The 21568-nt window shown below is 60.3% G+C and carries 22 protein-coding genes, 1 tRNA gene and 1 pseudogene; 5 read left to right on the top strand and 19 right to left on the bottom strand.

Translation table 11 applies throughout. The features are described 5' to 3' along the window. The 3 genes from HP062_RS21810 to gabD all read right to left on the bottom strand — a co-directional run bounded on the left by HP062_RS21810 (position 1) and on the right by gabD (position 4256). Positions 1 to 1215 carry a response regulator gene (locus HP062_RS21810; RefSeq protein WP_172792011.1) on the bottom strand — a complete coding sequence of 405 codons (1215 nt, stop codon included), beginning with the start codon at positions 1213 to 1215 and terminating at the stop codon, positions 1 to 3. Positions 1216 to 1350: 135 nt separating this feature from the next. Next, entirely contained in the window at positions 1351 to 2628 is a 1278-nt protein-coding gene (gene gabT, locus HP062_RS21805) for a 4-aminobutyrate--2-oxoglutarate transaminase (protein WP_010464866.1), read from the bottom strand. Positions 2629 to 2813: 185 nt separating this feature from the next. After that, positions 2814 to 4256 carry an NADP-dependent succinate-semialdehyde dehydrogenase gene (gene gabD / locus HP062_RS21800; RefSeq protein ID WP_010464868.1) on the bottom strand — a complete coding sequence of 481 codons (1443 nt, stop codon included), beginning with the start codon at positions 4254 to 4256 and terminating at the stop codon, positions 2814 to 2816. Positions 4257 to 4605: 349 nt separating this feature from the next. On the opposite strand from gabD, the gene HP062_RS21795 reads away from it, so the two are divergent. Next, positions 4606 to 4682, top strand: a tRNA-Arg gene (locus HP062_RS21795). A 2-nt stretch (positions 4683 to 4684) separates the two neighbouring features. On the opposite strand, the gene HP062_RS21790 is transcribed toward HP062_RS21795, so the two are convergent. The 6 genes from HP062_RS21790 to HP062_RS21765 all read right to left on the bottom strand — a co-directional run bounded on the left by HP062_RS21790 (position 4685) and on the right by HP062_RS21765 (position 8794). Beyond that, on the bottom strand, positions 4685 to 4954 hold the full coding sequence (locus HP062_RS21790) for a hypothetical protein (RefSeq protein WP_172792010.1): 270 nt from the start codon (positions 4952 to 4954) through the stop codon (positions 4685 to 4687). Further along, on the bottom strand, positions 4951 to 5217 hold the full coding sequence (locus HP062_RS21785) for a hypothetical protein (protein ID WP_256665867.1): 267 nt from the start codon (positions 5215 to 5217) through the stop codon (positions 4951 to 4953). The genes HP062_RS21790 and HP062_RS21785 overlap by 4 nt, the downstream gene beginning before the upstream one ends. 20 nt (positions 5218 to 5237) lie before the next feature. Beyond that, on the bottom strand, positions 5238 to 5876 hold the full coding sequence (locus tag HP062_RS21780) for a hypothetical protein (protein WP_172792008.1): 639 nt from the start codon (positions 5874 to 5876) through the stop codon (positions 5238 to 5240). Next, positions 5873 to 6439, bottom strand: a complete 567-nt coding sequence (locus HP062_RS21775; RefSeq protein WP_010464876.1) for an RNA polymerase sigma factor — start codon at positions 6437 to 6439, stop codon at positions 5873 to 5875. Before HP062_RS21775 ends, HP062_RS21780 begins: the two co-directional genes overlap by 4 nt. Before the next feature lies 1 nt (position 6440). Then, entirely contained in the window at positions 6441 to 8144 is a 1704-nt protein-coding gene (locus HP062_RS21770) for a VWA domain-containing protein (protein WP_172792007.1), read from the bottom strand. Between the two features lie 89 nt (positions 8145 to 8233). Beyond that, positions 8234 to 8794: a YbhB/YbcL family Raf kinase inhibitor-like protein gene (locus tag HP062_RS21765; protein WP_010464881.1), complete on the bottom strand. Its 561-nt coding sequence runs from the start codon at positions 8792 to 8794 to the stop codon at positions 8234 to 8236. Positions 8795 to 8933: 139 nt separating this feature from the next. On the opposite strand from HP062_RS21765, the gene HP062_RS21760 reads away from it, so the two are divergent. Continuing rightward, positions 8934 to 10463, top strand: a complete 1530-nt coding sequence (locus HP062_RS21760) for an apoptosis inducing factor family protein (RefSeq protein WP_172792006.1) — start codon at positions 8934 to 8936, stop codon at positions 10461 to 10463. Between the two features lie 74 nt (positions 10464 to 10537). Here the strand turns inward: HP062_RS21760 and HP062_RS21755 are convergent, their stop codons facing one another. The 10 genes from HP062_RS21755 to HP062_RS21715 form a co-directional block, all read right to left on the bottom strand. Continuing rightward, positions 10538 to 12043: a YdgA family protein gene (locus tag HP062_RS21755; RefSeq protein ID WP_010464885.1), complete on the bottom strand. Its 1506-nt coding sequence runs from the start codon at positions 12041 to 12043 to the stop codon at positions 10538 to 10540. A gap of 284 nt (positions 12044 to 12327) precedes the next feature. Continuing rightward, on the bottom strand, positions 12328 to 12963 hold the full coding sequence (locus HP062_RS21750; RefSeq protein WP_083375310.1) for an NADH:ubiquinone oxidoreductase subunit N: 636 nt from the start codon (positions 12961 to 12963) through the stop codon (positions 12328 to 12330). A gap of 81 nt (positions 12964 to 13044) precedes the next feature. After that, the gene (locus HP062_RS21745; RefSeq protein WP_172792005.1) at positions 13045 to 14493 is read right to left on the bottom strand and encodes an efflux transporter outer membrane subunit; all 1449 of its coding nucleotides are present in this window, start codon (positions 14491 to 14493) and stop codon (positions 13045 to 13047) included. Then, positions 14490 to 15377 (bottom strand): HlyD family secretion protein, encoded by an 888-nt coding sequence (locus tag HP062_RS21740; protein ID WP_010464891.1) that lies wholly within the window; start codon positions 15375 to 15377, stop codon positions 14490 to 14492. Before HP062_RS21740 ends, HP062_RS21745 begins: the two co-directional genes overlap by 4 nt. Next, positions 15374 to 15583 (bottom strand): DUF1656 domain-containing protein, encoded by a 210-nt coding sequence (locus tag HP062_RS21735; protein WP_010464893.1) that lies wholly within the window; start codon positions 15581 to 15583, stop codon positions 15374 to 15376. Before HP062_RS21735 ends, HP062_RS21740 begins: the two co-directional genes overlap by 4 nt. Then, positions 15580 to 17652, bottom strand: coding sequence for an FUSC family protein (locus HP062_RS21730; protein ID WP_172792004.1), 2073 nt, complete (start codon positions 17650 to 17652; stop codon positions 15580 to 15582). The genes HP062_RS21735 and HP062_RS21730 overlap by 4 nt, the downstream gene beginning before the upstream one ends. Further along, positions 17649 to 18077, bottom strand: coding sequence for a MarR family winged helix-turn-helix transcriptional regulator (locus HP062_RS21725; protein ID WP_154913457.1), 429 nt, complete (start codon positions 18075 to 18077; stop codon positions 17649 to 17651). Before HP062_RS21725 ends, HP062_RS21730 begins: the two co-directional genes overlap by 4 nt. Before the next feature lie 135 nt (positions 18078 to 18212). Further along, complete coding sequence (locus HP062_RS31195; protein WP_256665866.1) at positions 18213 to 18341, bottom strand: hypothetical protein; 129 nt, start codon at positions 18339 to 18341, stop codon at positions 18213 to 18215. Between the two features lie 161 nt (positions 18342 to 18502). Continuing rightward, the gene (locus HP062_RS21720; protein ID WP_010464900.1) at positions 18503 to 18748 is read right to left on the bottom strand and encodes a DUF2789 domain-containing protein; all 246 of its coding nucleotides are present in this window, start codon (positions 18746 to 18748) and stop codon (positions 18503 to 18505) included. A gap of 138 nt (positions 18749 to 18886) precedes the next feature. Next, positions 18887 to 19348, bottom strand: coding sequence for an aminoacyl-tRNA deacylase (locus HP062_RS21715; protein WP_010464901.1), 462 nt, complete (start codon positions 19346 to 19348; stop codon positions 18887 to 18889). A gap of 199 nt (positions 19349 to 19547) precedes the next feature. Here HP062_RS21715 and HP062_RS21710 point away from each other — a divergent pair, with 199 nt between their 5' ends. From HP062_RS21710 to HP062_RS31190, 3 genes and pseudogenes are all read left to right on the top strand, one after another. Continuing rightward, entirely contained in the window at positions 19548 to 20081 is a 534-nt protein-coding gene (locus tag HP062_RS21710) for an NfeD family protein (protein WP_010464902.1), read from the top strand. 2 nt (positions 20082 to 20083) lie between these two features. Further along, on the top strand, positions 20084 to 20842 hold the full coding sequence (locus HP062_RS21705; protein WP_010464903.1) for a slipin family protein: 759 nt from the start codon (positions 20084 to 20086) through the stop codon (positions 20840 to 20842). Between the two features lie 326 nt (positions 20843 to 21168). Further along, positions 21169 to 21551: pseudogene (locus tag HP062_RS31190) on the top strand (DUF6124 family protein). The last annotated feature ends 17 nt before the right edge of the window (positions 21552 to 21568 follow it).

Raw genomic sequence — 21568 nt, 5'->3', positions numbered from 1 at the left:
TTACTTTTTGCGCAGCCGCATCAACTCCGGCAAGCCGATCTTGAGCAACCGCGCAGTCCGGCTCTTCGCCAAGGCCTCAATGCCCTCATGCTCGGTCAGGCGCGCCAGTTGCGCGGCCATGTTCATCACCAACGCTTCGCGAGAATAAACGCCGCCACCGAGCTGATAGGTCGCTGCAATCAACTCCCGCAACTCCAGCGGCAGCCGCCAGCGAGTTCGCAGTGACGAACCGTAGGCTGCGCCGAACTCGGCCAAGGCATTGCCGACCTCCTCCCGTTCATCCAGCTCGCCACCGGCCTGCTTCCATTCCTGCAAACACCTCAGCAACGCAAGGTCGCCGAGGCAATGCAGAATGCCTGCGCAATAACAGCGCTCTTGATCCAGATCCAGCAACCGCGCCAGCGTGCGGGCGTATTCGGCAGTGTGCAGGGACAAGTCCCAGAAGCGCTCGGCATAGTCCGCCAGGAGCGGATCGCTGAGCCGGGCACTGTGCTTGAGTGCCAACCCGAGGATCAGGTTCATGCTTTGCGCGGAGCCCAAGCGGTGCAGCGCCTGAGACAAGGTCTGGACCGCATCGCCAACGTGCAGCGCCGCGCTGTTAGCCGCCGCGATCAGAACGGCGGTGATGTGCGGGTCGGTGCGGATTTCCTCTTCCAGCCGCACCAGGTCAAGACCGCGGGTGTTCAGGCTGGCGTTGACCGCCATCTGCACATCGGCCATCAATGGCGCACCCTCCGCCAGTTCGCGACGGCGCTGCAGATACACCGACAAGGTCATACCGGCCGCCAGTGTCGGCATTTCACAGAAAACCTCTTCACCGGCGTTCAGCAGCAGATCCTGCAGACGCTGGGTCAGGCTTTCCATGTTCAGGGGTTTGGTCAGGTACGCCGTGGGCGCCAGGGGCAAGGCTTCGCGCACACTGGCGCTGTCGTTGCGGCTGCTCATCAGGATGAAAGGCAGTGGCGGATTGCGTTTGCGCTGACGGACGTTGCGCAAGACATTCAGACCGTCGACGCCGGGCAGCTCCCCGTCGACGATCACCAGGTCATACGGATTTTCCGCCAACAGCCGCAACGCTTCCTGACCATCGGCACACAGATCCAGCCGTGCGTCGCAGCGCACGCTCAACAGCACTTGTTTGATCAGGTCACGAGACCAAGGGTCAGCCTCGGCAACCAACACACGCGGTACAGCCGGTAAAACCACAGCGGTCATCTGCACGCTCCCTTTGCGATGCTTGTACCTTAGTCAATGCTGATCATGGACGGTGCAGTTTGTCCCGGGGACAAAAAAACCCGCCGAAGCGGGTTTTTTGTCGATCAGCTCACACATTCATATGAACATTTTAGATCAGAGTTCCGAGAAGCACTCTTCGATAATTGCCAGACCTTTGTCCAATTGCTCATCCGGCGCGGTCAGCGGAACCAGGACGCGCAGAACGTTGCCGTAAGTGCCGCAGGACAGCAGGATCAGCCCTTTGTCGCGAGCCTTGGCCACCACCGATGCCACCGCGGCAGCGTTCGGCTTGTGGCTGTCACCGTCGACAAACAGCTCGACCGCGATCATCGCGCCCAGGGCACGGACTTCGCCGATCACCGGGTATTTGGCCTGGATGGCTTTCAGGCCAGTGACCAGACGCTCGCCGACTGCCTTGCAGCGATCCAGCAGGTGCTCTTCTTCGAACACTTCCATCACGGCCAGGGCCGCAGCGCAAGCAATCGGGCTACCGGCGTAAGTACCGCCCAGGCCGCCTGGAGCAATGGCGTCCATGTATTCGGCCTTGCCGCACACACCGGCCAACGGGAAGCCGCCAGCGATGGATTTGGCGAAAGTGGTCAGGTCGGCGCAAACGCCCATCTGTTCCATGGCGAAGAACGTGCCGGTACGGCCAGCGCCGGTTTGCACTTCATCAGCGATCAGCAGGATGCCGTGCTGGTCGCACAGGGCACGCAGACGCTTCATGAACTCTTTAGGCGCGACGTAGAAGCCGCCTTCGCCCTGAACCGGCTCAATGATGATGGCAGCGATGTCACGCGGCTCGGCGTCATTCTTGAAGATGCGTTCGATGCTGGCGATCGAGTCGTCGACGCTCACACCGTGCAGTTCGTTCGGGTACAGCGCGCGGAAGATGCCGCCTGGCATCAGGCCCATGCCGGCCGAGTAAGGCACGACTTTACCGGTCAGGCCCAGGGTCATCATGGTGCGACCGTGGTAAGCGCCGGTGAACGCGATCACGCCGGCACGGCCAGTGGCGGCACGGGCGATCTTCACGGCGTTTTCAACGGCTTCGGAACCGGTGGTGACCAGCAGGGTTTTCTTGGCGAAATCACCTGGCACCTTGGCGTTGATTTTTTCGCACAGCTCTACGTACGGTTCGTAGGCCAGCACCTGGAAGCAGGTGTGGGTCAGCTTGTTCAGCTGCTCGGTCACCGCGGCGATGATTTTCGGGTGCACGTGACCGGTGTTCAGCACGGCGATACCGCCGGCGAAGTCGATGAACTCGCGACCTTCAACGTCGGTCACGGTGGCGTTCTTCGCGTGGTCGGCGAAGATCGGGTGAATCTGGCCAACACCGCGCGGTACAGCGGCTTCGCGGCGTTTCATCAGGGATGCGTTAGTCTTGCTCATAAAGTCCTCATTCACCGCTCATCGGGCGGCGTGGTTCAAGGAAAATGCGGCGGGGAGGCAACTACGGCAGCATGCGATGATCGACTGCCACAGCTTTCCCGGCCACAGAGAAAATTCCGTTTGAAGCGCAGAAAGGGACAGCGCTCTCGTGCCCTTTCCGCTTGTTGCATTCCCGTCTGCCGAGCTTAGATGCCCAGGCAGAGGTATTTGATTTCCAGGTAATCTTCGATGCCGTACTTGGAGCCTTCACGGCCCAGGCCCGACGCCTTGATGCCGCCGAACGGCGCGACTTCGTTGGAGATCAACCCGGTGTTGACGCCGACCATGCCGTATTCCAGAGCTTCGGCCACACGGAACACACGACCCAGGTCGCGAGCATAGAAATACGAGGCCAGGCCGAACTCGGTGTCGTTGGACATCGCGATCACTTCGGCTTCGTCTTTAAAGCGGAACAGTGGCGCCAATGGACCGAAGGTTTCTTCCTTGGCCACGGCAGCGTTTTTCGGCACGTTGGTCAGGATAGTCGGCTCGAAGAAGTTGCCTTCCATGACCTTGCCACCCGCCAGAACGGTTGCACCTTTGCTGATTGCGTCAGCAATGTGCTCTTGAACCTTGGCCACGGCTTTTTCGTCGATCAGCGGGCCAGTGGTGGTGCCTTCTTCCAGACCGTTGCCGATCTTGAGTTTGGCTACGGCCACTTTCAGCTTCTCGGCAAACGCGTCGTAGACCGAATCCTGAATGTACAGACGGTTGGCGCAGACGCAGGTCTGGCCGTTGTTGCGGTACTTGGAAATGATTGCGCCTTCGACGGCCTTATCCAGGTCCGCGTCGTCGAACACGATGAACGGCGCGTTGCCGCCCAGTTCCAGGGACACTTTCTTGATGTCCTTGGCGCATTCAGCCATCAACTGACGACCGATTTCGGTCGAGCCAGTGAAGGACAATTTACGCACGATCGGGTTGCTGGTCAGCTCGCTGCCGATGTCGCCGGCACTGCCGGTGACCACGCTGAACACACCGGCAGGGATGCCGGCACGCTGGGCCAGTTCAGCCAACGCGAATGCGGAGAATGGAGTTTGCGAAGCAGGCTTGAGCACCATGGTGCAACCGGCGGCCAGGGCCGGGCCGGCTTTACGGGTGATCATCGCGGCCGGGAAGTTCCACGGGGTGATGGCTGCGGTCACGCCGATCGGCTGCTTGATCACGATCAGGCGCTTATCTGGCTGGTGGCCCGGAATCACGTCACCGTAGATGCGCTTGGCTTCTTCGGCGAACCACTCGATGAAGGAAGCGGCGTAAACGATTTCGCCCTTGGCTTCAGCCAATGGCTTGCCCTGTTCCAGGGTCATCAGTCGAGCCAGGTCGTCCTGGTTTTCGATGATCAGTTCGAACCAGCGACGCAGCTTGTTCGCGCGGTCCTTGGCGGTCAGTGCACGCCAGGCCGGCAGCGCCTTGTCAGCGGCTTCGATGGCACGGCGGGTTTCGGCAGCGCCCATTTTCGGCACAGTGCCCAGAATTTCGCCCGTTGCCGGGTTGTTGACCTTGATCGTCAGACCATTGTCCGCATCAACCCAAGCGCCATCGATAAAGGCTTGCTGGCGGAACAACTGGGTGTCTTTAAGCTGCATGTCGGCTTTCCTTAACAGCACCGCGACCAGCGCGGAGCGAATTATGATTGTAGAAAGGCGCCTTGTAGGCTGCCGTCAGGGAAATCATTCACCGGGCTGAAGCACATAAATAGCGCACTGTTCGAAACTCGTGCGGTTCAGCACCCAGACAAGAGCGTTTGAAATCTCAAACGAATCCTAGGATCAAAGGGGGTAAAGGACAATAGTCTGTTCGAAAAAAAGAACGAAAACGCCGCATTTGCCTACTTTTTCTGATCAACGTAGCAAACGGTTGTTACGCTTGCGAAAACCGCAGTCGATTCAGCAGCATGGACGCCCGCAGTGCATATGAGTATCATGGCGCCCGCTTGCACCAGTAGCTCAGCTGGATAGAGTACTGCCCTCCGAAGGCAGGGGTCGTGGGTTCGAATCCCGCCTGGTGCACCATACTAGTAGAAACGAGAAAGCCTCAGACCGTAAGGTCTGGGGCTTTTTTGTGGACGGTGTCCCGGCCTGCTTTGCTTAGCCTCAATGTCATCAATGAGCACATAAAGCTCCGCAAACACTGTTTCGGCGGCGATATTTGGACGCGGATCATTACAGCTAGCTTCAATAGCCTTAGCTTGTAACCGAACTGCCATCTGCTGTGATTCCGTGTAGGACGAGCGCTGAGCAACCAAGGTGTCAGATTCACAAACGAGCATAATGTGGTCTTTCATTCCGTCGTCCAATCAAACTCGTCGTACTCATCATCCTCTTCGTCCTCAACCTCTCCATCATCAAGGACGTCTTCCTCCAGCGCTTCCTCTGCCTGCTTCGCCAGCAGAAACTCCTTACGACTCTCCGTCACAGCGCGCCGCAATACCTCACCCTTTTCCGGGCAGTTGAGCATTTGGGCGATGCGGTCGATTTTTTTTGCCACGGCATCCTCCAACGCATCGGCTATAGGCCGATAGTGCGCGCTTTCGGGGCTCGTTGCCAAATGGACGACCGCCCTGCTGCTCAGTTTCTCTGCAATTCCTTGAGCCGAGCCGCGAGATTTTCCTTGGGAAAGCGTTTGTGCAAGGTCGCCATCAGCTCATCAGCTGCTTTGGTTTGACCGGCATTTTGCAAGCGAATCACTTCACGTAACTGGTCGTCGATAAACTTCGCCGGCGCCTCCCCTGGGCGTTTGCTCACTTTTGCTTCTTCCACCATGTCAGCGCTGATCGATTCGCTCTGCGCGGGCGCAGCCAACTCGGCCATTGGCGCTACGGGTGCGGGCGCAGGCGCGGACATCGCGCCGGCCGGGGCCGCCATTGAGCGGGCAACCGATGCCGGCGCTTCTGCAGCTTCTTTCTTGGCCGCAAAAGACGAGGTTTTGGGTGCAGGGCTGGAATCCAAAGTTGGCACTTGCTCAGGCGTACGCTGCACCAGCGCCAACATGAAGGCGACGCCAACGAGGCTGGCGAATGCGACCTGCCATCGAGGTTTTTGGCAAGCCTGGACCCAGCGTTGCCACAAGTTCGGTTTGTGCGCAGGTGTTTCACGGTGTGCAGCAGCCAGGATGAATGCATCCAGATGAGCCGGTGGTTCGTCAGCCACGTGTTCACGGTAATGCTGAAGCACTTGGTCTTCCGGTGTTTTACGGGCGTCAGTCATGTCAGTACCTCCTCGGCCAGCAGCCGACGCAGTTTTTGCTGGGCATAGCGCAAGCGACTCTTGACGGTTTCCAGGGGTGTTTCGGTGAGGGCGGCGATCTGCGGCAGGTCGAGATCGCCGTGGGCGCGCAGCAGGAACACTTCGCGCTGGTCGGCGGGCAGGTCGTGCAACGCGGTTTCGAGGCGTTGGCTGTCGCGGCTCAGGCTCAGCAGTTGTTCGGGATCGGTCGCCTCATCAATCACGGCGTGGGTTTGTTCGTCGTAGCTGTCGTGCAAAGGGTTGTGAATGCCATGTTTGCGCCAGTGATCGATCAATCGGTTGCGGGCAATCTGATAGAGCCATGTACGAAAATTCGCCCGGCCTTGTGGCTGACTGGTGCTGCGGATCAGGCTCAGCCAGGTGTCCTGGTAAACCTCTTCGGCCAGTTCAGGCCTGCCGCTCAAACCGAAGAGGAATCGGTAGAGGCCTTGGCGATGACGGGCGTACAAGATCTCGAACGCTGGCCCGTCGCCTGCGCGGTACCGGGCCAGTAGCGATTCGTCGCTCGGTTCAGGCGCGGACATGTCAGTTATAAGCTCCTTTATGCGACTCAGTGCTGGAGGCGGCGGTAGTGGTTCGCAGGCTCTGCGCCAACTCAACCAATTGCACGAACTCGGCGCGCAGACCGAATGGGTCGTCGCCCCGTGCACCGCGCGCCAAGGCTTCGGTGTCCTTCAGGCTGAAATCACCGGTGTAACGCCCGTCCTTGAGCTGCTGGGAAAAGGCCGCCACGGCCGACGCAAAGCGCAGGTCATCACTGGCTTTGCCGACCGAATCACCCGCAATCGGCCGTTCGATCAAGCGACTTTTCCCACCTTCCGGCAGCTGATATCGCACACGCAGCATCGCCAACTCCCCAGTTGTACCGGAAGCCACCGGCTCAGCCTTGCCATACCGCAGCGGCTCCAGCCAGCCCTTCTCGCCCTTGGGCACGATTTCGTACAACGCCGTCACCGTGTGTCCTGCACCAATTTCACCGGCATCGACTTTGTCGTTGCTGAAATCCTCACGCTTCAGCGCCCGGTTCTCATACCCCAGCAGCCGATATTCGCTGACCTGCGCCGGGTTGAACTCCACTTGCAGCTTCACGTTTTTCGCCACCACCGCGAGGGTTGAACCGAGTTGATCCACCAGCACTTTGCGCGCCTCGCGCAGGTTGTCGATGTAGGCGTAGTTGCCATCGCCGGCGTCGGCCAGTTGTTCCATCAGGTGTTCATTGTAGTTATCCACACCAAAACCCAAGGTGGTCAGGGAAACGCCAGTCTTGCGTTTATCCACAGCCATTTGCTTGAGGCTGTCGAAGTCGCTGATGCCGACGTTGAAGTCACCGTCCGTGGCCAGCAGGATGCGGTTGATGCCTTTGGGAATGAAGGCTTGTTGCGCCATCTGATAGGCCAGTTCGATGCCCGAGGCACCCGCCGTCGAGCCACCGGCGGTCAATTGATCAATCGCTGTACGAATCTTCGCTTTTTCCCGTCCAGAAGTCGGCTCAAGAACCACACGCGAATCGCCGGCGTAGACCACCAAAGACACCCGGTCCTGCTCGCGCAGTTGATCGACCAGCAATTTCAGGGTGCTTTTGACCAGTGGCAAACCTTCGCGACGGTCCATCGAGCCGGAGACGTCCACCAAAAACACCAGGTTGGCCGGGGCAAGTTCCGCGACTGCGCGGTCCGAGGCTTTGATACCGATGCGCAGCAAACGGGTATGCGGATTCCATGGCGATGGCGCCAGTTCAGTGGTCACGCCAAAAGGCGAGCCGTCCGTGGGCAGCGCGTAGTCGTAGGGAAAGTAATTGACCAGTTCTTCCAGCCGCACAGCGCCTTCGGGCGGCAGGCGCCCCTGATTCAGCAAGCGGCGGACATTGGCGTAAGCGCCGGTATCGACGTCGGCGCTGAAGGTCGAGACCGGCGCCTCGGCCACACTGTGAATCGGGTTATCCGCCAATGCCTGATATTGCTCGCGCTGCTCATCCCGATAACCCGGCGCAGCCACCTCAGGCGCAAAGCTCGCCATGGGGGCTGGACGGGCGCTGCGTTTGGCCATCGAGGCATCCGCGGCAACGGACTCGCTGCGCACCAGCGCCTCAGTCTTCAGTGCACCTTGAGCCGGTGGCGACACTGCGGCGGACTCAGGTTTAGAGGAAGCGCCGCAACCGGCAACGGCCAACAGCAACCCGACGGTGAAACCCTGGGCGGCCGGGCGGAGGAAATGCAGAGGGAGGGACATGGGGGCTGACCTCAGGAGGAAATTGATCCATTCATCCTCTGAGACGAGCCCCCGTCCAGGTTCGGGTTAAGCCGGCTGAAAAATTAATCTCAGCGGTGATAACGCCGCACCACACTGCTGTTTTTCAGCACATGGCCTTTGATTTTCTCCAGCAGCTGCGCACGCGTCAGGCCGGCGGGCAAGGCGTCCGGAGCGAGGTCCAGGGCGTAGAGCTGGATAATGTAGTGGTGGGAGCTGTCGCCGACGGGTGGACAAGGACCGATGTAGCCGGTGGTGCCTTTGCTGTTGCTGCCGCCCATACCTTCTAGCGCGGATTTGGCGCCCACACCGGCCGGGATCTGACGGGTCGTGGCCTTGATGCCGTAGTGAATCCAGTGATCGACCCCAAGGCCTTTCTGGCCGTCCGGGTCGTGCATGACGATGGCGTAGCTCAAGGTGCCCTGGGGGCCGGCGTTCCAGCTCAGGGCCGGGGACTGATTCTTGCCGCCGCAGCCGCTGGCGTCGCTAGCCGCCGCCGAGGTGAACAGGCGGTTATCCGAAACACCGGGAATGCTGACGGTGAAACGCTCCTGGGCCTGCGCCGGAAATTGCACGCAAAGGGCGACTGCAACGGCCGCCAGCCAAGGGTTCAGAGAGGTCAATCGGGTCATTCCGGAGCACCTTGTGCGGATGGGGCCTTCGTCGGCCTGCGAACTATAGCCGTACCGTTGGTGCGGTGGCAGTGGGAATTGGCTGAACCTCGGGACAAAGGCCAAACTCTTAAGTGAAACGCCCGCCTGGAGAATGATCATGGCCCTGCACCGCGTCGCCCGTTTTGCCGATGTGCCCGAAAACCGAGGCCTGGAAGTACGGATCGCGGACACCAAGATAGTTTTGCTACGGGTCGGCGATCAATTGCGCGCCTATCAAGGTGAATGCCCCCACGCCGGGGCGCCGCTGGCCGAGGGTGCGCTGTGTCATGGGCGTCTGATCTGTCCGTGGCACAAAGCCGCGTATCGGATCGAGGATGGCGGGCTGTGTGATCCGCCGTCTCTGGACAGCCTCAAGCGCTATCCCCTGGAGATGCGTGATGACGAGGTCTGGGTCGACGATCAGCCGCTATCGGATCCCCACACCCCGCCAGCCGACGATGAGCGCACATTTGTGATCATCGGAGCCGGGGCCGCCGGCACGGCGGGAGCAGCGGCATTGCGCGAAAAAGGCTTTGGTGGCCGTGTCGTGCTGATCGACCGTGAAGCCGATGCCGGTTACGACCGCACAGTGCTGAGCAAATTCGTGATTGCCGGGGAAATGCCGCCCGAAGAAGTCCCGCCGCTACGGGATGAACACTTTTACCGCGAGCAGCGCATCGAGCGAATAAACGGTGAAGTGGCGAGCCTGGATACGGCCAACAAAACACTGCGACTGGCCGACGGTCAGTCACTGACCTATGACGCTGCGCTGCTCGCGACCGGCGGCACACCCAACCCCCTCACGTTGCCAGGCGCCGACTTGCCGCAAGTCTTCCTGCTGCGCTCCAAGGATCAGGCGACGCGGATTCTGAACGCTGCAAAACCCGGCCAACGGGTGGTGATCATCGGCGATAGCTTCATTGCCCTGGAGTCCGCGTCGGCCCTGCGCCAATACGGTCTGGAGGTCACCGTGCTGGCGCGCCACGCAGTGCCGTTCGTCAAGCAGTTTGGCGAAGCGGTCGGCAAAGCGATTCGTGCCCGGCACGTGGCCAACGGCGTGGTGTTTCATACCGACAGCGAAGCCGCGCAAATCGAAGGCACGGGCAAGGTCGAAGCGGTGAAACTGGAAAACGGTCAACGTTTGCCTGCCGATCTGGTGCTCGTCGGCATCGGCGTCAGCCCGGCGACGGAACCGTTTGCCGACCTTACCAAGGAAAAAGACCGTTCACTGCAGGTCGACGGCGGCATGCGCGTGGCCGAAGGGCTCTGGGCGGCGGGTGATATCGCGACCTTCCCGCTCAACGGCCAGCCCCAGCGCATCGAGCACTGGCGCCTGGCGCAGCAACAGGCGCGGATCGGGGCGGCGAACATGCTGGGCGGCGACGAGCACTACCTCGACGTGCCGTATTTCTGGACCTGGCACTTCGGCAAAAATTACGACTACCTCGGCCACGCCGAAAGCTGGGACGAAGTCGAGTTCAAGGGCAACCCTGACCATCCACCCTTTATCGGCCTGTTCAGCAAGAACGGCGTGGTGGTGGCGGCTGTTGCCTGCGACAAAGAGCGGGCGATGGCGATGCTCGCTGAACGGATGAAGCAACCGCTGCCGGTGGATGAGGCGTGGCTGTTGATTCGGGATGTGGATTAGGTTTAAACAGCGGACAGCAAAACGCCCGGTGCCTGCGTTCGCAGAGACCGGGCGTTGCCATGAAGCGAGCGGTATTACTGAATCGGTGCAACGCCGCCGAGTTTGCTCATCACGAAGCCGACAAATTGTTCAACGGTCATTTTCTGGCCATTGAATTCCACCTGATTGTTGGCGTAATGCAATTTGGCGACGACATCGTTGCCCTCCAGCTTGGCCAATTGCGTACCGACCGCCATGCTGCTGAACATGTCAGCAGTCGCCGTTGCCTGATCGGCGATGAGCTTGGCGTCGGTCTGACCGTCAATCTGCGATTGCACAGTGAACAGGTCAACGAGCATTGGCTTGGACACTTTCAGATTGAAATCCAGCAGCGCAATCAGTTGTTGGGTCAACTGGTCTGGCGGCAGGTCCATGGACTGCGGTTTGGTCAGGTCGAGCACCAGGTTGGCGCGGCTTTCACCGTTGGTGGATTTGAACGACAGATTCTCCAGGGCGACCTGCGGGCCAGCCGCGAGCAGTTTTTCCAGACCGATTTTGACCTGTGCTTCTTCTTCCGGGGTCAACACCAGTTCTGGCGCCGGTTCACCGGCGGCAGCGGCTTCGGCGGCGGCCTTCTCGTAGGGCTGCAATTTGGTCTGGTAGATCTGCATCAGCGACATGGTCGCCGGGATGTCGAGGTTTTTCAGGCTCATGGCCATCTGCGCAGAACCGAACGTTTTGCCATTCAACGACACCTCGCCCACCTTGTAATCGGCGCGCCCCGAAGCGCTGGTGCCCGACTCTTCGGTGTGGTTTTTCATTTCAAATTTCTTGAAGCCCAGTACCGACTGTTTGGCGCCGAAGGTGGTTTTGCTGTCGGTCACCTCCAGGGTGTTGTCGCCGACGTAATAACCGTAGGTGCTTTTGGTCAGGTTGCTGGCCACGGTCAGGCCGTTCAGCTCGACCTTCACGGGTGTCTGGTCTTCAGCCACCGTGGTCAGCGTCAGGCTGTCCATGTAGCCGTCAGCCTTGACCTTTTGGGCTTGGGCGCTGGCGGCGACGTCGAGGTTCAGACCGGAAAACTTCAGATGGGAGGTGGCGTCCAGCGCCACGTCCAGCGGCAGCAATTCGAGCGTACCGTTGGTGGAATTGTCGTACCCGATATTGACCAGGCCCTTGAGCGGCGACTGGTCCTTGGCGGCGGCAAACCATTTCTCGGTGGTTGGCGTTCTTTCCAGCTCGTAGTGACTGGTGGCCATGACCGGCAGCCATTTCAGCGACATCAGACGCGAGAACGGCAGCGGTCCGTGTTCGATGTGGTCGACGAACAGCAACTCGACCGGCGCTTCGCCAAACATTTCACCTTCGCCCTTGAGGCGATAGTGCGCGGTGCTGCTGAACACGTGGCGCTCCAGCGAGACCAGTTCCAGCGATGCCGTGCCGTTGGAACCCACCAGCGCGGCTTTCAGCTCTTTGTTGGCGTCAGCGATCGAGGTATTCAGCACGCCTTCGATTTTGGTGCCGGTGTACCAGGCACCACCGGCGCTGATTGCACCGATGGCAACGACGATTCCAAGAAGCACGCCTGCTGATTTATTCATGAATTACCCGATCAATGTCCGTTGTTGAAAATGTTGTCGTCTTCCCTGAACCCTTGACGGGTTGCGGTCACGACTGCGCTGAAAGTGCGAGGGAGATTAGCATCAGGCGCACCGGGTGGCCCAATGTTTAAAGGTTAAAGAGTGTCTATGGACCGCGTGCACGGGCCGAGAGTTTCGGCGGTCATGAAATCGCGTTCGCGGGCAAACCTCGCTCCTACAGGTATCGCATGATCCTTGTAGGAGCGAGGCTTGCCCGCGAAGGCGTCAATACCGACAACATCAATTCAGGAATACTGAACTTCCATCTCATCCAGCTGGTGATCAAAGCTTTTGAGCCGCGCCGTCCACGTATACACCAGCACTTCAAAATCGCGATTGATTACCGCCCCGCCCGCCACGTCCGCACGGGGATCGCAGAAGTCCAGCTGATAGCGTTCGCGGGCCATGGCGGCGGCGACATCGGAGAGTTCGCGGGCGTTGTTCAGCCAGTGCCTGCCGTCTTCGGAGACTTGCTTGTCCAGTTCAAGGCATTGTTTCTTCAACGTATCGAGGCTTTTTTCCAGTGGCGTGCCGGTGAGTTCGCCCATGACTTCCTGGAACGTGCGCCCCGGTTGCCAGTAACTGCCCCAGAAATAGCGGTCAAACACCGTTTCGACCCGACGCAAAGCCACCTTGGTGTCCCAGATCAGCACCCGGGTCTTGCCTTGTTCGAGTTGTCTTTTCTTGATGCGCTGGCCCTGGACTGAGGCCCAGGCCACTACGACGATTGCCATCACAGCAATCAGCGCGGCTGCGCTGTCGAGGAACACCAGAGCCTTGTCGATCTGGTGGGCCAGCATGATGCCGTAGAAATAGGTGGCCGACAGCAGAACCAATGCCGCAATAGCGCACCAGAAGCCGGGAGCATAAGGGTTTTTCATTATTAGATCCCCATGACCAACGCGAGCCTTGATCGATGAAATCGACGCGCGACTTCATCAAATCAAAGCATAGCAACGGCCTCAGGGTTTGCCGGGTTGTGACGCTTGCGTTCGTCCGCTTTCCCAGCCACCGCCCAACGCGAGGAACAGATCGATCTGGCTCATGGCAACTTGCGTGTTCGCGGAGGCCAATTGCGCCCGTACATCGGTGTAGGTGCGGGTGGCTTGCAGGTCCGCCAGGAACGATGCGCGGCCGGCCTGGAAGAAGCGGTGGGTCTGGTCGGCGGCCAGTTGTGCCGATTGTTCGGCATCGGCCAACGCATCGCGGCGTTGCAGCAGCGCGGAGTATTGCGCCAGGCTGGTCTGGGTTTCGCGGATGGCGTTAAGCACCACGCCGTCGAAATGCGCCAGCGTGCCTTGGGTCGCCGCTTCTGCCTCACGGATTCGCGCCCGGGAACCATTGGACGGCACAGTCCAGGTCAACAACGGACCAAAGCCCCAGCGGTTGGTTGCCGGTTTGCCGAGGTTTTCCAGGATGCCGACGGTGCCGACGGTCGCGCCGATGCTGATGTCCGGGTACAACTCGCCGGTGGCGATGCCGATGCCAGCGGTCGCGGCGGCCAGACGGCGCTCGGCCTGGCGCACATCGGGCCGGCGCTTGAGCAAAGCGGCGCCGTCACCGACCGGCAATAATTGAGTGATTTTCGGCAGTTCGTTGCAGGTGGCGGTCCCGGCCGGCAACTGATCGATCGGTTTGGCCAACAGCATCGACAAACGGAACAAACCCGCCTGGCGCGCCGCTTCATAGCGCGGCATGTCGGCGCGCAAGGATTTGAATTGGGTTTGCGAGCGCGTGACCTGGGTTTCATCGCCGCGCCCGGCGTCGCGCAGACGCTGGATCAGGGTCGTGCCTTGGGCTTGCAGGTCGAGGGAATGCTGGGCGATTTCCTGCTCTTCATTGGCCGCACACACTTGGGTGTAGGCCCGAACCACATCGGCCACCAAGGTGATGCGTGCGGTATCGGCTGCAGCCTGGGTCGCGTCGGCATTGGCCTTGGCCGCTTCGATGCCACGCTGCAAGGTGCCAAACAGGTCGAACTGATACGAGGTCGTAATGCCGATGTCGCCAACGTTGGCCACGGGCACTTTATCCGCCAGCAAGAAGGCTTCGCCGGACTCCTGCAAACGCTGGGCACCCATTTTCACGCCGCCGCTCCAGCCGCCCGCCGCCTGCGCTTCGTCAACCTGAGCACGGGCCCGGGAAAGGCTCGCCGCCGCCACGCGCAAATCGGTATTGGTGACCATGGCCTGCTGCACCAATTGGTCCAGGCGCGGATCCTGATACAGGCGCCACCAATCGGCGGGCACCGGGGCCGAAACGACATTTTTACCGTTCACCGCCAAGTCACCCTGCAAGTCTTCACGGTGGATGGCCGCGTCGTCCGGCAGGTGATAATCCGGCCCGACCACCTGACAGGCCGACAGCAACACGCCTAATCCGACGACAGCCAAACCCGCGGCCCTGCTCATTTCGCGGGCTCCTGCGGCTGGTCTTCCATGATCGATACCGTGGCGGTGCGCCCGGCGATCATGCGGAAATCCGCCGGTACGTCGTCGAAGGCAATCCGCACCGGAATCCGCTGGGCCAGGCGCACCCAGCTGAACGCCGGATTGACGTTGGGCAGCAGGTTGCTGCCGCTGCTGCGGTCGCGGTCCTCGATGCCGGCGACGATGCTTTCCACGTGGCCACGCAAACGCGCGCGGTCGCCGACCACGCGGATGTCGACCGACTGGCCGACGTGAATGCCGTCGAGTTTGGTTTCTTCGAAATAACCGTCGATGTGGAACGAATTACTGTCCACCACCGACAACACCGGACGCCCGGCGGTGACGAATTCCTGCGCACGCGGCGCACGGTCGTTGACATAACCATCCACCGGGCTGCGAATGGTCGAGCGGTCCAGGTTGAGCTGGGCGCTGTCCACCGCCACTTGGGCTTCCATCAACGCCACTTCGGCGCGAGCGACCCGCGACTGGCTTTCTTCCAGTTGCTCGCCCGGCACCAGATTGCCCAGGCCACGGTTACGCTTGGCTTCCCGTTGCGCCTGGGCCAGGGTTTCCTGACGGTCGGCGACCGCCGCTTTCGCCTGACGCAAGGCCAGTTTGAATCGGTCCTGGTCGATGCTGAACAGCACCTGGCCGCGTTTCACCAATTGGTTGTCACGCACCTGCACTTGCTGGATCAGCCCGGAAACGTCCGGCGCGATCTGCACGATGTCGGCGCGGATGTGCCCGTCCCGGGTCCAGGGCGCGAACATGTAATACATCACCATGCGCCAGACCACGACGACGGCGAAGGTCACGATCAGCAAGGTCAGGACCACGCGACCGAGGGTCAAAAAAGGTTTTTTCATGTCATCAGGTATCGACTGAGTGAGTCCACGGCGCCAAGCAGCAAGGCGTAGAGAGCCACGTTAAACAATGCCCGGTGCCAGACCAGACGGTAAAAGTGCAGGCGTGTCAGCAGCCCGTGCACCAACAGGAACAACAGATACGTAATGCCCATCAGCACCAGCAACGTGGGCAGGAACACCCCGCTGATATCCAGATCACCGATCATAAAGGCGCTCCATCGATGCCATGGGGAAGCGGTTCTTCGAGTTCGCCCAAGGCGACGAATTCCACCCCTGGCAGCAGCGACAGGCGCAGGCCGCTCAGGGCATGCAACAGGTGCAGGCGCGCGCCGTCATCGCACTCGGTGTTGAGGGCGCGGCGGGTGCGGTCTAGGGTCATCAGCAGCGGGCTCGGTGCCGGCAATCGCTCGCCCGCCTTCAGGCACGCCTTGAAATACTCGCCAACCTCGGCCACCACTTGATGCAGCAGCACTTGCGGGGCGCCGAGCACTCGCGGCGTGTAAGCCAGCAAGTCGAGCAGGTTCAGCGCTACGCGCACTTCCCGCAGCGCGATGCCGGTGTCTTGCCCGGTCATGGCCAGGCGCGGCAGATGCTGCATCAGGCGATCGAGCATCTGCACGCCCAGGTGCCGGTGTTCGGCCAGCGTGGCCGGCTCGGTCAGGCTGACGATGTCGCGCCAGCTGAAACGGGTCAGCCGCTTGGCCGCCAGTTCCGCACCGAATGGCCGGGCGATCAGCGTCCAGACAAAGGCAAACAGCAAGCCGACGGGGCCGGCGAGGTTGGAGTTGGCGAAGCTGAGGAAATCCGCGTCGTAAGCGCCCTGAATGCTGATGAACGACGAGGTGTTGACCAGCGTCAGCAGCATGCCCAGGTAAAACTGCGGCTTGACCGTCAGGGTGCCGATGCAAATGAACGGCACAGAAAACGCCAGCACCAGCATCGGAAAATCATGCAGGTTGGGCAGGACCAGGAATAGATAAAGACTGGCGAACAACACCGACATCGCGGTCCAGAAAAAGAACCGGAAAATCTGCGGCGCCGGGTCGTCCATCGAGGCGAAGAAGCTGCACGCCACCGCCGCCAGAATCACCGCAGCGCCGCCATCGGTCCAGCCGAGCAGGATCCATAGCACCGAGGCGACAATAATCGCGGTCACCGTGGACGCCGCCGAATAAAGCATCAGCCCCCGGTCGAGAAACGGCGACAGGCGGCCCAGGCGCCAATGTCGATACACCGCGCGCCAGCTGTCCTGGCTTTCGCACTGAATGGCGTATTGCAGGCTGCGGCAGTCTTGCCACAAGTCGACCCACTCGCCGAGGCGATACAGGGCGTTGGAAAACAGCAGTTGCTTGCGGTCATTCAGCGCTTCGGCGGACGGTTGCAAGGCCTCAAGTTGATCCTTCAGCGCCTGCCAGCGGCCGAGGTCGGCATCCTTGTGATTCAGCCATTCGGTGGTCGCCGTCAGCAGCGGCGCGAACTTATCCACAAGCTCGGGCGTTCTGCGTTCGAGGGCATAGAGCGCGTCGTCGAGGGCATCGATCACGGGCAGCAGGTGAATCATGCGGCCGCGCAGTTCCTTGGTATTACGCACCGTCTGCGGCCGCGCGCCTTCGTGGGGCAGCTGGCCGATCATCAATTCCAGGCTGTTGAACGTCGCCACCATCGCCGAGCGCAAGGCGCTGACTTCATCAGGTTGCACGTCGCGGCTGAGGAAACGCAGGCTGTAAGTCGAGGCATCGGCGAACCATTTGTTCACCGAATCGTTGAACACCGGCGCCAGCCGCCGGGGCCAGAACATGGCACCGACCACGGCCGCCACCGCGATGCCGAGAAAGATTTCTTCGGTTCGCGCTTCCGCGACATCCCACACCGCCAACGGGTTATCCACAACCGGCAGGGCGATCAGCGGCAGGGTATAACCGGCAAGCATCAGCGCATAACTGTTGGCCGTGCGCAGATGCAAAGACAGGAACAGCAACGTCCCGGTCCACAACGCGATCACGACCACCAGCACATACGGGCTCTGGACAAACATCGGCACGAAAAAAACCGCGGCCGCCGCACCGAGCAAGGTGCCAACCGCCCGGTACAACGCCTTGGAACTGGTGGGGCCGACAAAAGGGCTGGAAACGATATACACCGTGGCCATCGCCCAATACGGACGCGGCATTTGCATGAGCATGGCGATGTACAGCGCAATCATCGACGCCGCGAACGTGCGCACTCCGTAGAACCAGTCCCGCGCCGGAGGAACGCCGGTAAAAAATCCGCTCAAGGGTTGGCCACCGATGGCGGGTTGGCCGCTTCAAAGGCTCGCAGCACCCGCAACGTCGCTTCCAGATCACTGCGGTCGATCCCTTCGAGCACTTCATTGCGCAAACGCACCAGCTCGATTTCGACAGCCTGCACCAACTCCCGACCGGTTTCAGTGAGACTCAGGCATTTGGCGCGACGGTCATGGACGTCTTCAGTGCGACAGACGTAACCGGCGTGACACAGCTGATCGAGCAGACGCACCAGCGACGGACTCTCCATCCCAGCCGCCTGCGCCACCGTCACCTGTCGCACACCCTCGCCCAGGCGCCCGATCATCAACAACGGGACGGCGCAGGCTTCGGAAATCCCATAGTTGACCAGCGTGGTCTGGCAGATCTTCCGCCAATGCCGCGCGGCCACCACCATGGAGCTGCTGATGTTCATCTGAAGAGCGTCGAGGTTTTTCGGCACGAGGGGAAATGCACACTGTTAGTTTGCTAACTATCAATATGGCATTGGAGGGGAAAGTTGGTCAAGTTTTGAAACAATTCTGTAGCCGGACGGACCGTTTTACGACATTCAACCGGACCCCTGGTTGAAATCGCCAAGACGCACCAGCATCGTTTCGAAAAGCTCTGCCGAAACCAGAGAGGCCTTGATCTGATTTTTTTCAATCACCGCCATAGGCCTGTCTTGCGCCTCACGCACTATAGTTCCTGCGTTTTTCGCGAGTTCAGAGATGCTGATGACTCTTTCTGCCAAACACGCTGCATGACTCGGTCTCATGGCTGGACTCAACGCCATGAAAGCTACTTCAGCTCAGGTAACACCTTTCAGAAAAGCTGTGACAAGGTCTTGCGTTCAGATGGTTACACCCCCCGCCCCTTCCTCATCAGCACATCCAGTTGATCCACCACCTCCGCCCAATCGGCATCATCCAGAATCTCCTCCCGCAATAACTGAGCCTGGCTCTCGTTCCAGAAAAACGCATCGGCCAGATGCAATTCGGGCTTGAGCGGTGAGTGAGTGGCGATGAATTTATCGATGCTTTCGGCGTCGTCCGGCAGGCCGAGTTGCTTGAACAGCGAGGGGAGGTTGTGGGTTGGGGATTCCATGTCGGGCTCCTTTTTATGGCAAATGATGGGGTGACTGCTGCGCAGTCATTCGCGGGCAAGCCTCGCTCCTACAGGTGCCGCGTGATCCTGTAGGAGCGAGGCTTGCCCGCGAAGGCGATGTCACTGACTCCACAAAACTCATTGGCTCAATTCACGCACCTCGGCGTGCGGCACCATTTTCAGAAACTGCGGCATTTCCATGCGCAACAGATTGGTGTGGTTGCCGGCTTCCAGGTAGATGTCTTTCTGCCGGGTCAGTAGCGGGTCGATGACCACGTCCAGGCCATAGGCTTCGCCCAGGGCGGGCACAGCGCCGCGTTCGCAATCATCGAACAGGTGCGGCAGGTTGCTTTCCCGGGAGATCTGCCATTCGCCGCTGCTGCGAACTTTGCTCAGGTCCAGATGACGGCTGGCGGGCAGCACAGCCATCAGGAAATGCCCGTGTTGGTCGTCGAGGATAACTGACTTGGCCACCCGTTCGGCAGGAATGCCCGCGAGTCGCGCGGTTTCAAGGCTGCTGGCCGAGTGCGGGTGGGACACGATGTCATATTCGCAGTGCGCCTTGTCCAGGCTGCTCTGCAGGGTTCTTGCCATACGCATGATGCACCTCGGTGTCCGCAAACACTGTTTGGCGGACGATGGTTAACACTTTTCTTCGTACTGAAAGTCTAGGCCCGCTGGCGCATTCCGGAGTGAAATCCGCCCGCCGGGCCAAGGTCAACAACTGGTCAAAATTCGTACAACCCACAGCTCAGCTAGACTGTATAAAGAACCATCAATGACTCTCCCGGAGGGTCGCGTGAACATTCGTTGCTGTGCAGTTGCGCTGCTGTTGGCCTTGAGCGGATCGGTCTTCGCGTCGGACACCATTGTCTTGCTGGCCCCCAACCCCATGGGGATCTGGCTGATCACGCTCGGCATCGCCTTTTTGATCGCCGAGGCGGCGCTGCCCAATTACGGCGTGATCGGGCTCGGTGGCATTGTGATGTTCGTCATCGGCGCGGTGATTCTGACCAACACCGAGGTGCCGGTGCCGTTGATGATCGGCCTGGGACTGATCAGTGCGCTTTTGTTGATCTTCCTGCTGATCCGCGCCCTGAAAACCCGACCGCGGCACAACGTCAGTGGCGATGCCGGACTTGTGGGCAGCGTGACGCCGGTGATTTCGTTGAACGCCGACAACGCCTGTAACGGCTGGGTGCACCTGCAAGGCGAACAGTGGCAAGTGCTCAGCAGCACGCCGCTGCAACCGGGGCAAAAGGTCCGGGTGGTGGCACGCAAGGGATTACTGCTGAAAGTGGCCGCGGCTGACGCGGCGTCGAAGGGAGAATAGCCATGGGCCTGCAACTGGGTTTTGCCGCGCTGCTGTTACTGCTGATCGCGCTGGCGGGGTCGACCTTCCGCATCCTGCGCGAATACGAGCGCGGGGTGGTGTTCCAGCTCGGGCGCTTCTGGCAGGTCAAGGGCCCTGGCCTGATCCTGCTGATTCCGGTGGTCCAGCAAATGGTTCGCGTCGACCTGCGCACCGTGGTGCTCGACGTGCCGACACAAGACGTGATCACCCGCGACAATGTCTCGGTCAAGGTCAACGCCGTGCTGTATTTCCGCGTGCTCGATCCGCAGAAAGCCATCATCCAGGTCGAAGACTTCCTCATGGCCACCAGCCAACTGGCCCAAACCACGTTGCGGGCAGTGCTGGGTAAACATGAGCTCGATGAACTGCTGGCCGAACGGGAACGGCTGAACATCGACATCCAGCAAGTGCTCGACGCCCAGACCGATGCCTGGGGCATCAAGGTGGCGAACGTCGAGATCAAGCACGTAGACCTCAACGAATCGATGGTCCGCGCCATCGCCAAACAGGCCGAAGCCGAGCGGGAACGCCGGGCCAAGGTGATTCACGCCGAAGGCGAATTGCAGGCCTCGGAAAAACTCATGCAAGCCGCCGAGATGTTGGGGCGTCAGCCGGGGGCCATGCAATTGCGCTACATGCAGACGCTGAGCTCGATTGCCGGGGACAAGACAGCGACGATTGTCTTCCCGCTGCCGATCGAATTGCTCAAGGGGATGGCGGATTTGTCGTCCAAATCCTGACCTTCCGCGAAAACACCAACGTCTGGTAACTCCGTCGGAGATTTCCTTCAAGTTGTAGTGGTGTTGGTGAACTTGTTCCGGCCTGAACCCAGGTCTAGTCTGGGTTTGTCACTGAATAAACGGTGACACGGACGTGCAAGTCCGACGAAACTGTTTAGGTCGCAATTGCCATGGCTCATTGCTTTATGGCGGCTGCGCGCAGGAGATCCTCGGATCTGCTGGGTGTCCTAAACAGTCCCGGTCTTGCACACCTGCGCTCGGCCGCCACCCCATTCGCGTGCAAGCGAACGGTGACGGCTCCTACTTACTGTTTAGGATTTTTATATATGCACAAAATTACGCCGAATCCGCCAGGTAACCCTGGCACCGATTCCGACGATTCCCTCGAAGCCGAAAAACTCAAGGAAGCCGCAGACCGCGCCTTCGCCCACTACTTCCCCCGACTGACGGAAAACCAGCCAAACGCCGCAAAGGCCATCTCTTCACCGTTTCCCCCGACATCGATACCGAAGCCCTGCTGGCCAATGCCTCCGAAGACCTGCTGTCCATCAGCGCCATTGCGGCCGATCTGGCGGACGATGTGGACGGGACGCGGCGTTCGGTTGCCTTGGCGCTCAGCCGCATGGCCGATGGCGTGCAGTTGCTCGTAGAGCGGGCGATGGATCATTGGGAGGCGATGCAGATTCAGCAGGCTCAAGCCAAGGTTTAGCCAGGTCGATTGGCGGT

The sequence above is a fragment of the Pseudomonas sp. B14-6 genome (assembly GCF_013260315.1).
Taxonomy (GTDB): Bacteria; Pseudomonadota; Gammaproteobacteria; order Pseudomonadales; family Pseudomonadaceae; genus Aquipseudomonas; species Aquipseudomonas mandelii.
This window is presented reverse-complemented; position numbering and strand designations above follow the sequence as displayed.

Excerpts from the sequence above, each read along its gene's own strand:
- gabT (WP_010464866.1), bottom strand. The coding sequence starts at position 2,628 with ATGAGCAAGACTAACGCATCCCTGATGAAACGCCGCGAAGCCGCTGTA.
- HP062_RS21760 (WP_172792006.1), top strand. The coding sequence starts at position 8,934 with ATGGCCCTGCACCGCGTCGCCCGTTTTGCCGATGTGCCCGAAAACCGA.
- HP062_RS21755 (WP_010464885.1), bottom strand. The coding sequence starts at position 12,043 with ATGAATAAATCAGCAGGCGTGCTTCTTGGAATCGTCGTTGCCATCGGT.
- HP062_RS21720 (WP_010464900.1), bottom strand. The coding sequence starts at position 18,748 with ATGGAATCCCCAACCCACAACCTCCCCTCGCTGTTCAAGCAACTCGGC.
- HP062_RS21775 (WP_010464876.1), bottom strand. The coding sequence starts at position 6,439 with ATGTCCGCGCCTGAACCGAGCGACGAATCGCTACTGGCCCGGTACCGC.
- HP062_RS21715 (WP_010464901.1), bottom strand. The coding sequence starts at position 19,348 with ATGCGTATGGCAAGAACCCTGCAGAGCAGCCTGGACAAGGCGCACTGC.
- HP062_RS21790 (WP_172792010.1), bottom strand. The coding sequence starts at position 4,954 with ATGAAAGACCACATTATGCTCGTTTGTGAATCTGACACCTTGGTTGCT.
- HP062_RS21725 (WP_154913457.1), bottom strand. The coding sequence starts at position 18,077 with ATGAACATCAGCAGCTCCATGGTGGTGGCCGCGCGGCATTGGCGGAAG.
- gabD (WP_010464868.1), bottom strand. The coding sequence starts at position 4,256 with ATGCAGCTTAAAGACACCCAGTTGTTCCGCCAGCAAGCCTTTATCGAT.
- HP062_RS21750 (WP_083375310.1), bottom strand. The coding sequence starts at position 12,963 with ATGAAAAACCCTTATGCTCCCGGCTTCTGGTGCGCTATTGCGGCATTG.
- HP062_RS21735 (WP_010464893.1), bottom strand. The coding sequence starts at position 15,583 with ATGATCGGTGATCTGGATATCAGCGGGGTGTTCCTGCCCACGTTGCTG.
- HP062_RS21740 (WP_010464891.1), bottom strand. The coding sequence starts at position 15,377 with ATGAAAAAACCTTTTTTGACCCTCGGTCGCGTGGTCCTGACCTTGCTG.
- HP062_RS21765 (WP_010464881.1), bottom strand. The coding sequence starts at position 8,794 with ATGACCCGATTGACCTCTCTGAACCCTTGGCTGGCGGCCGTTGCAGTC.
- HP062_RS21780 (WP_172792008.1), bottom strand. The coding sequence starts at position 5,876 with ATGACTGACGCCCGTAAAACACCGGAAGACCAAGTGCTTCAGCATTAC.
- HP062_RS21810 (WP_172792011.1), bottom strand. The coding sequence starts at position 1,215 with ATGACCGCTGTGGTTTTACCGGCTGTACCGCGTGTGTTGGTTGCCGAG.
- HP062_RS21705 (WP_010464903.1), top strand. The coding sequence starts at position 20,084 with ATGGGCCTGCAACTGGGTTTTGCCGCGCTGCTGTTACTGCTGATCGCG.
- HP062_RS21770 (WP_172792007.1), bottom strand. The coding sequence starts at position 8,144 with ATGTCCCTCCCTCTGCATTTCCTCCGCCCGGCCGCCCAGGGTTTCACC.
- HP062_RS21745 (WP_172792005.1), bottom strand. The coding sequence starts at position 14,493 with ATGAGCAGGGCCGCGGGTTTGGCTGTCGTCGGATTAGGCGTGTTGCTG.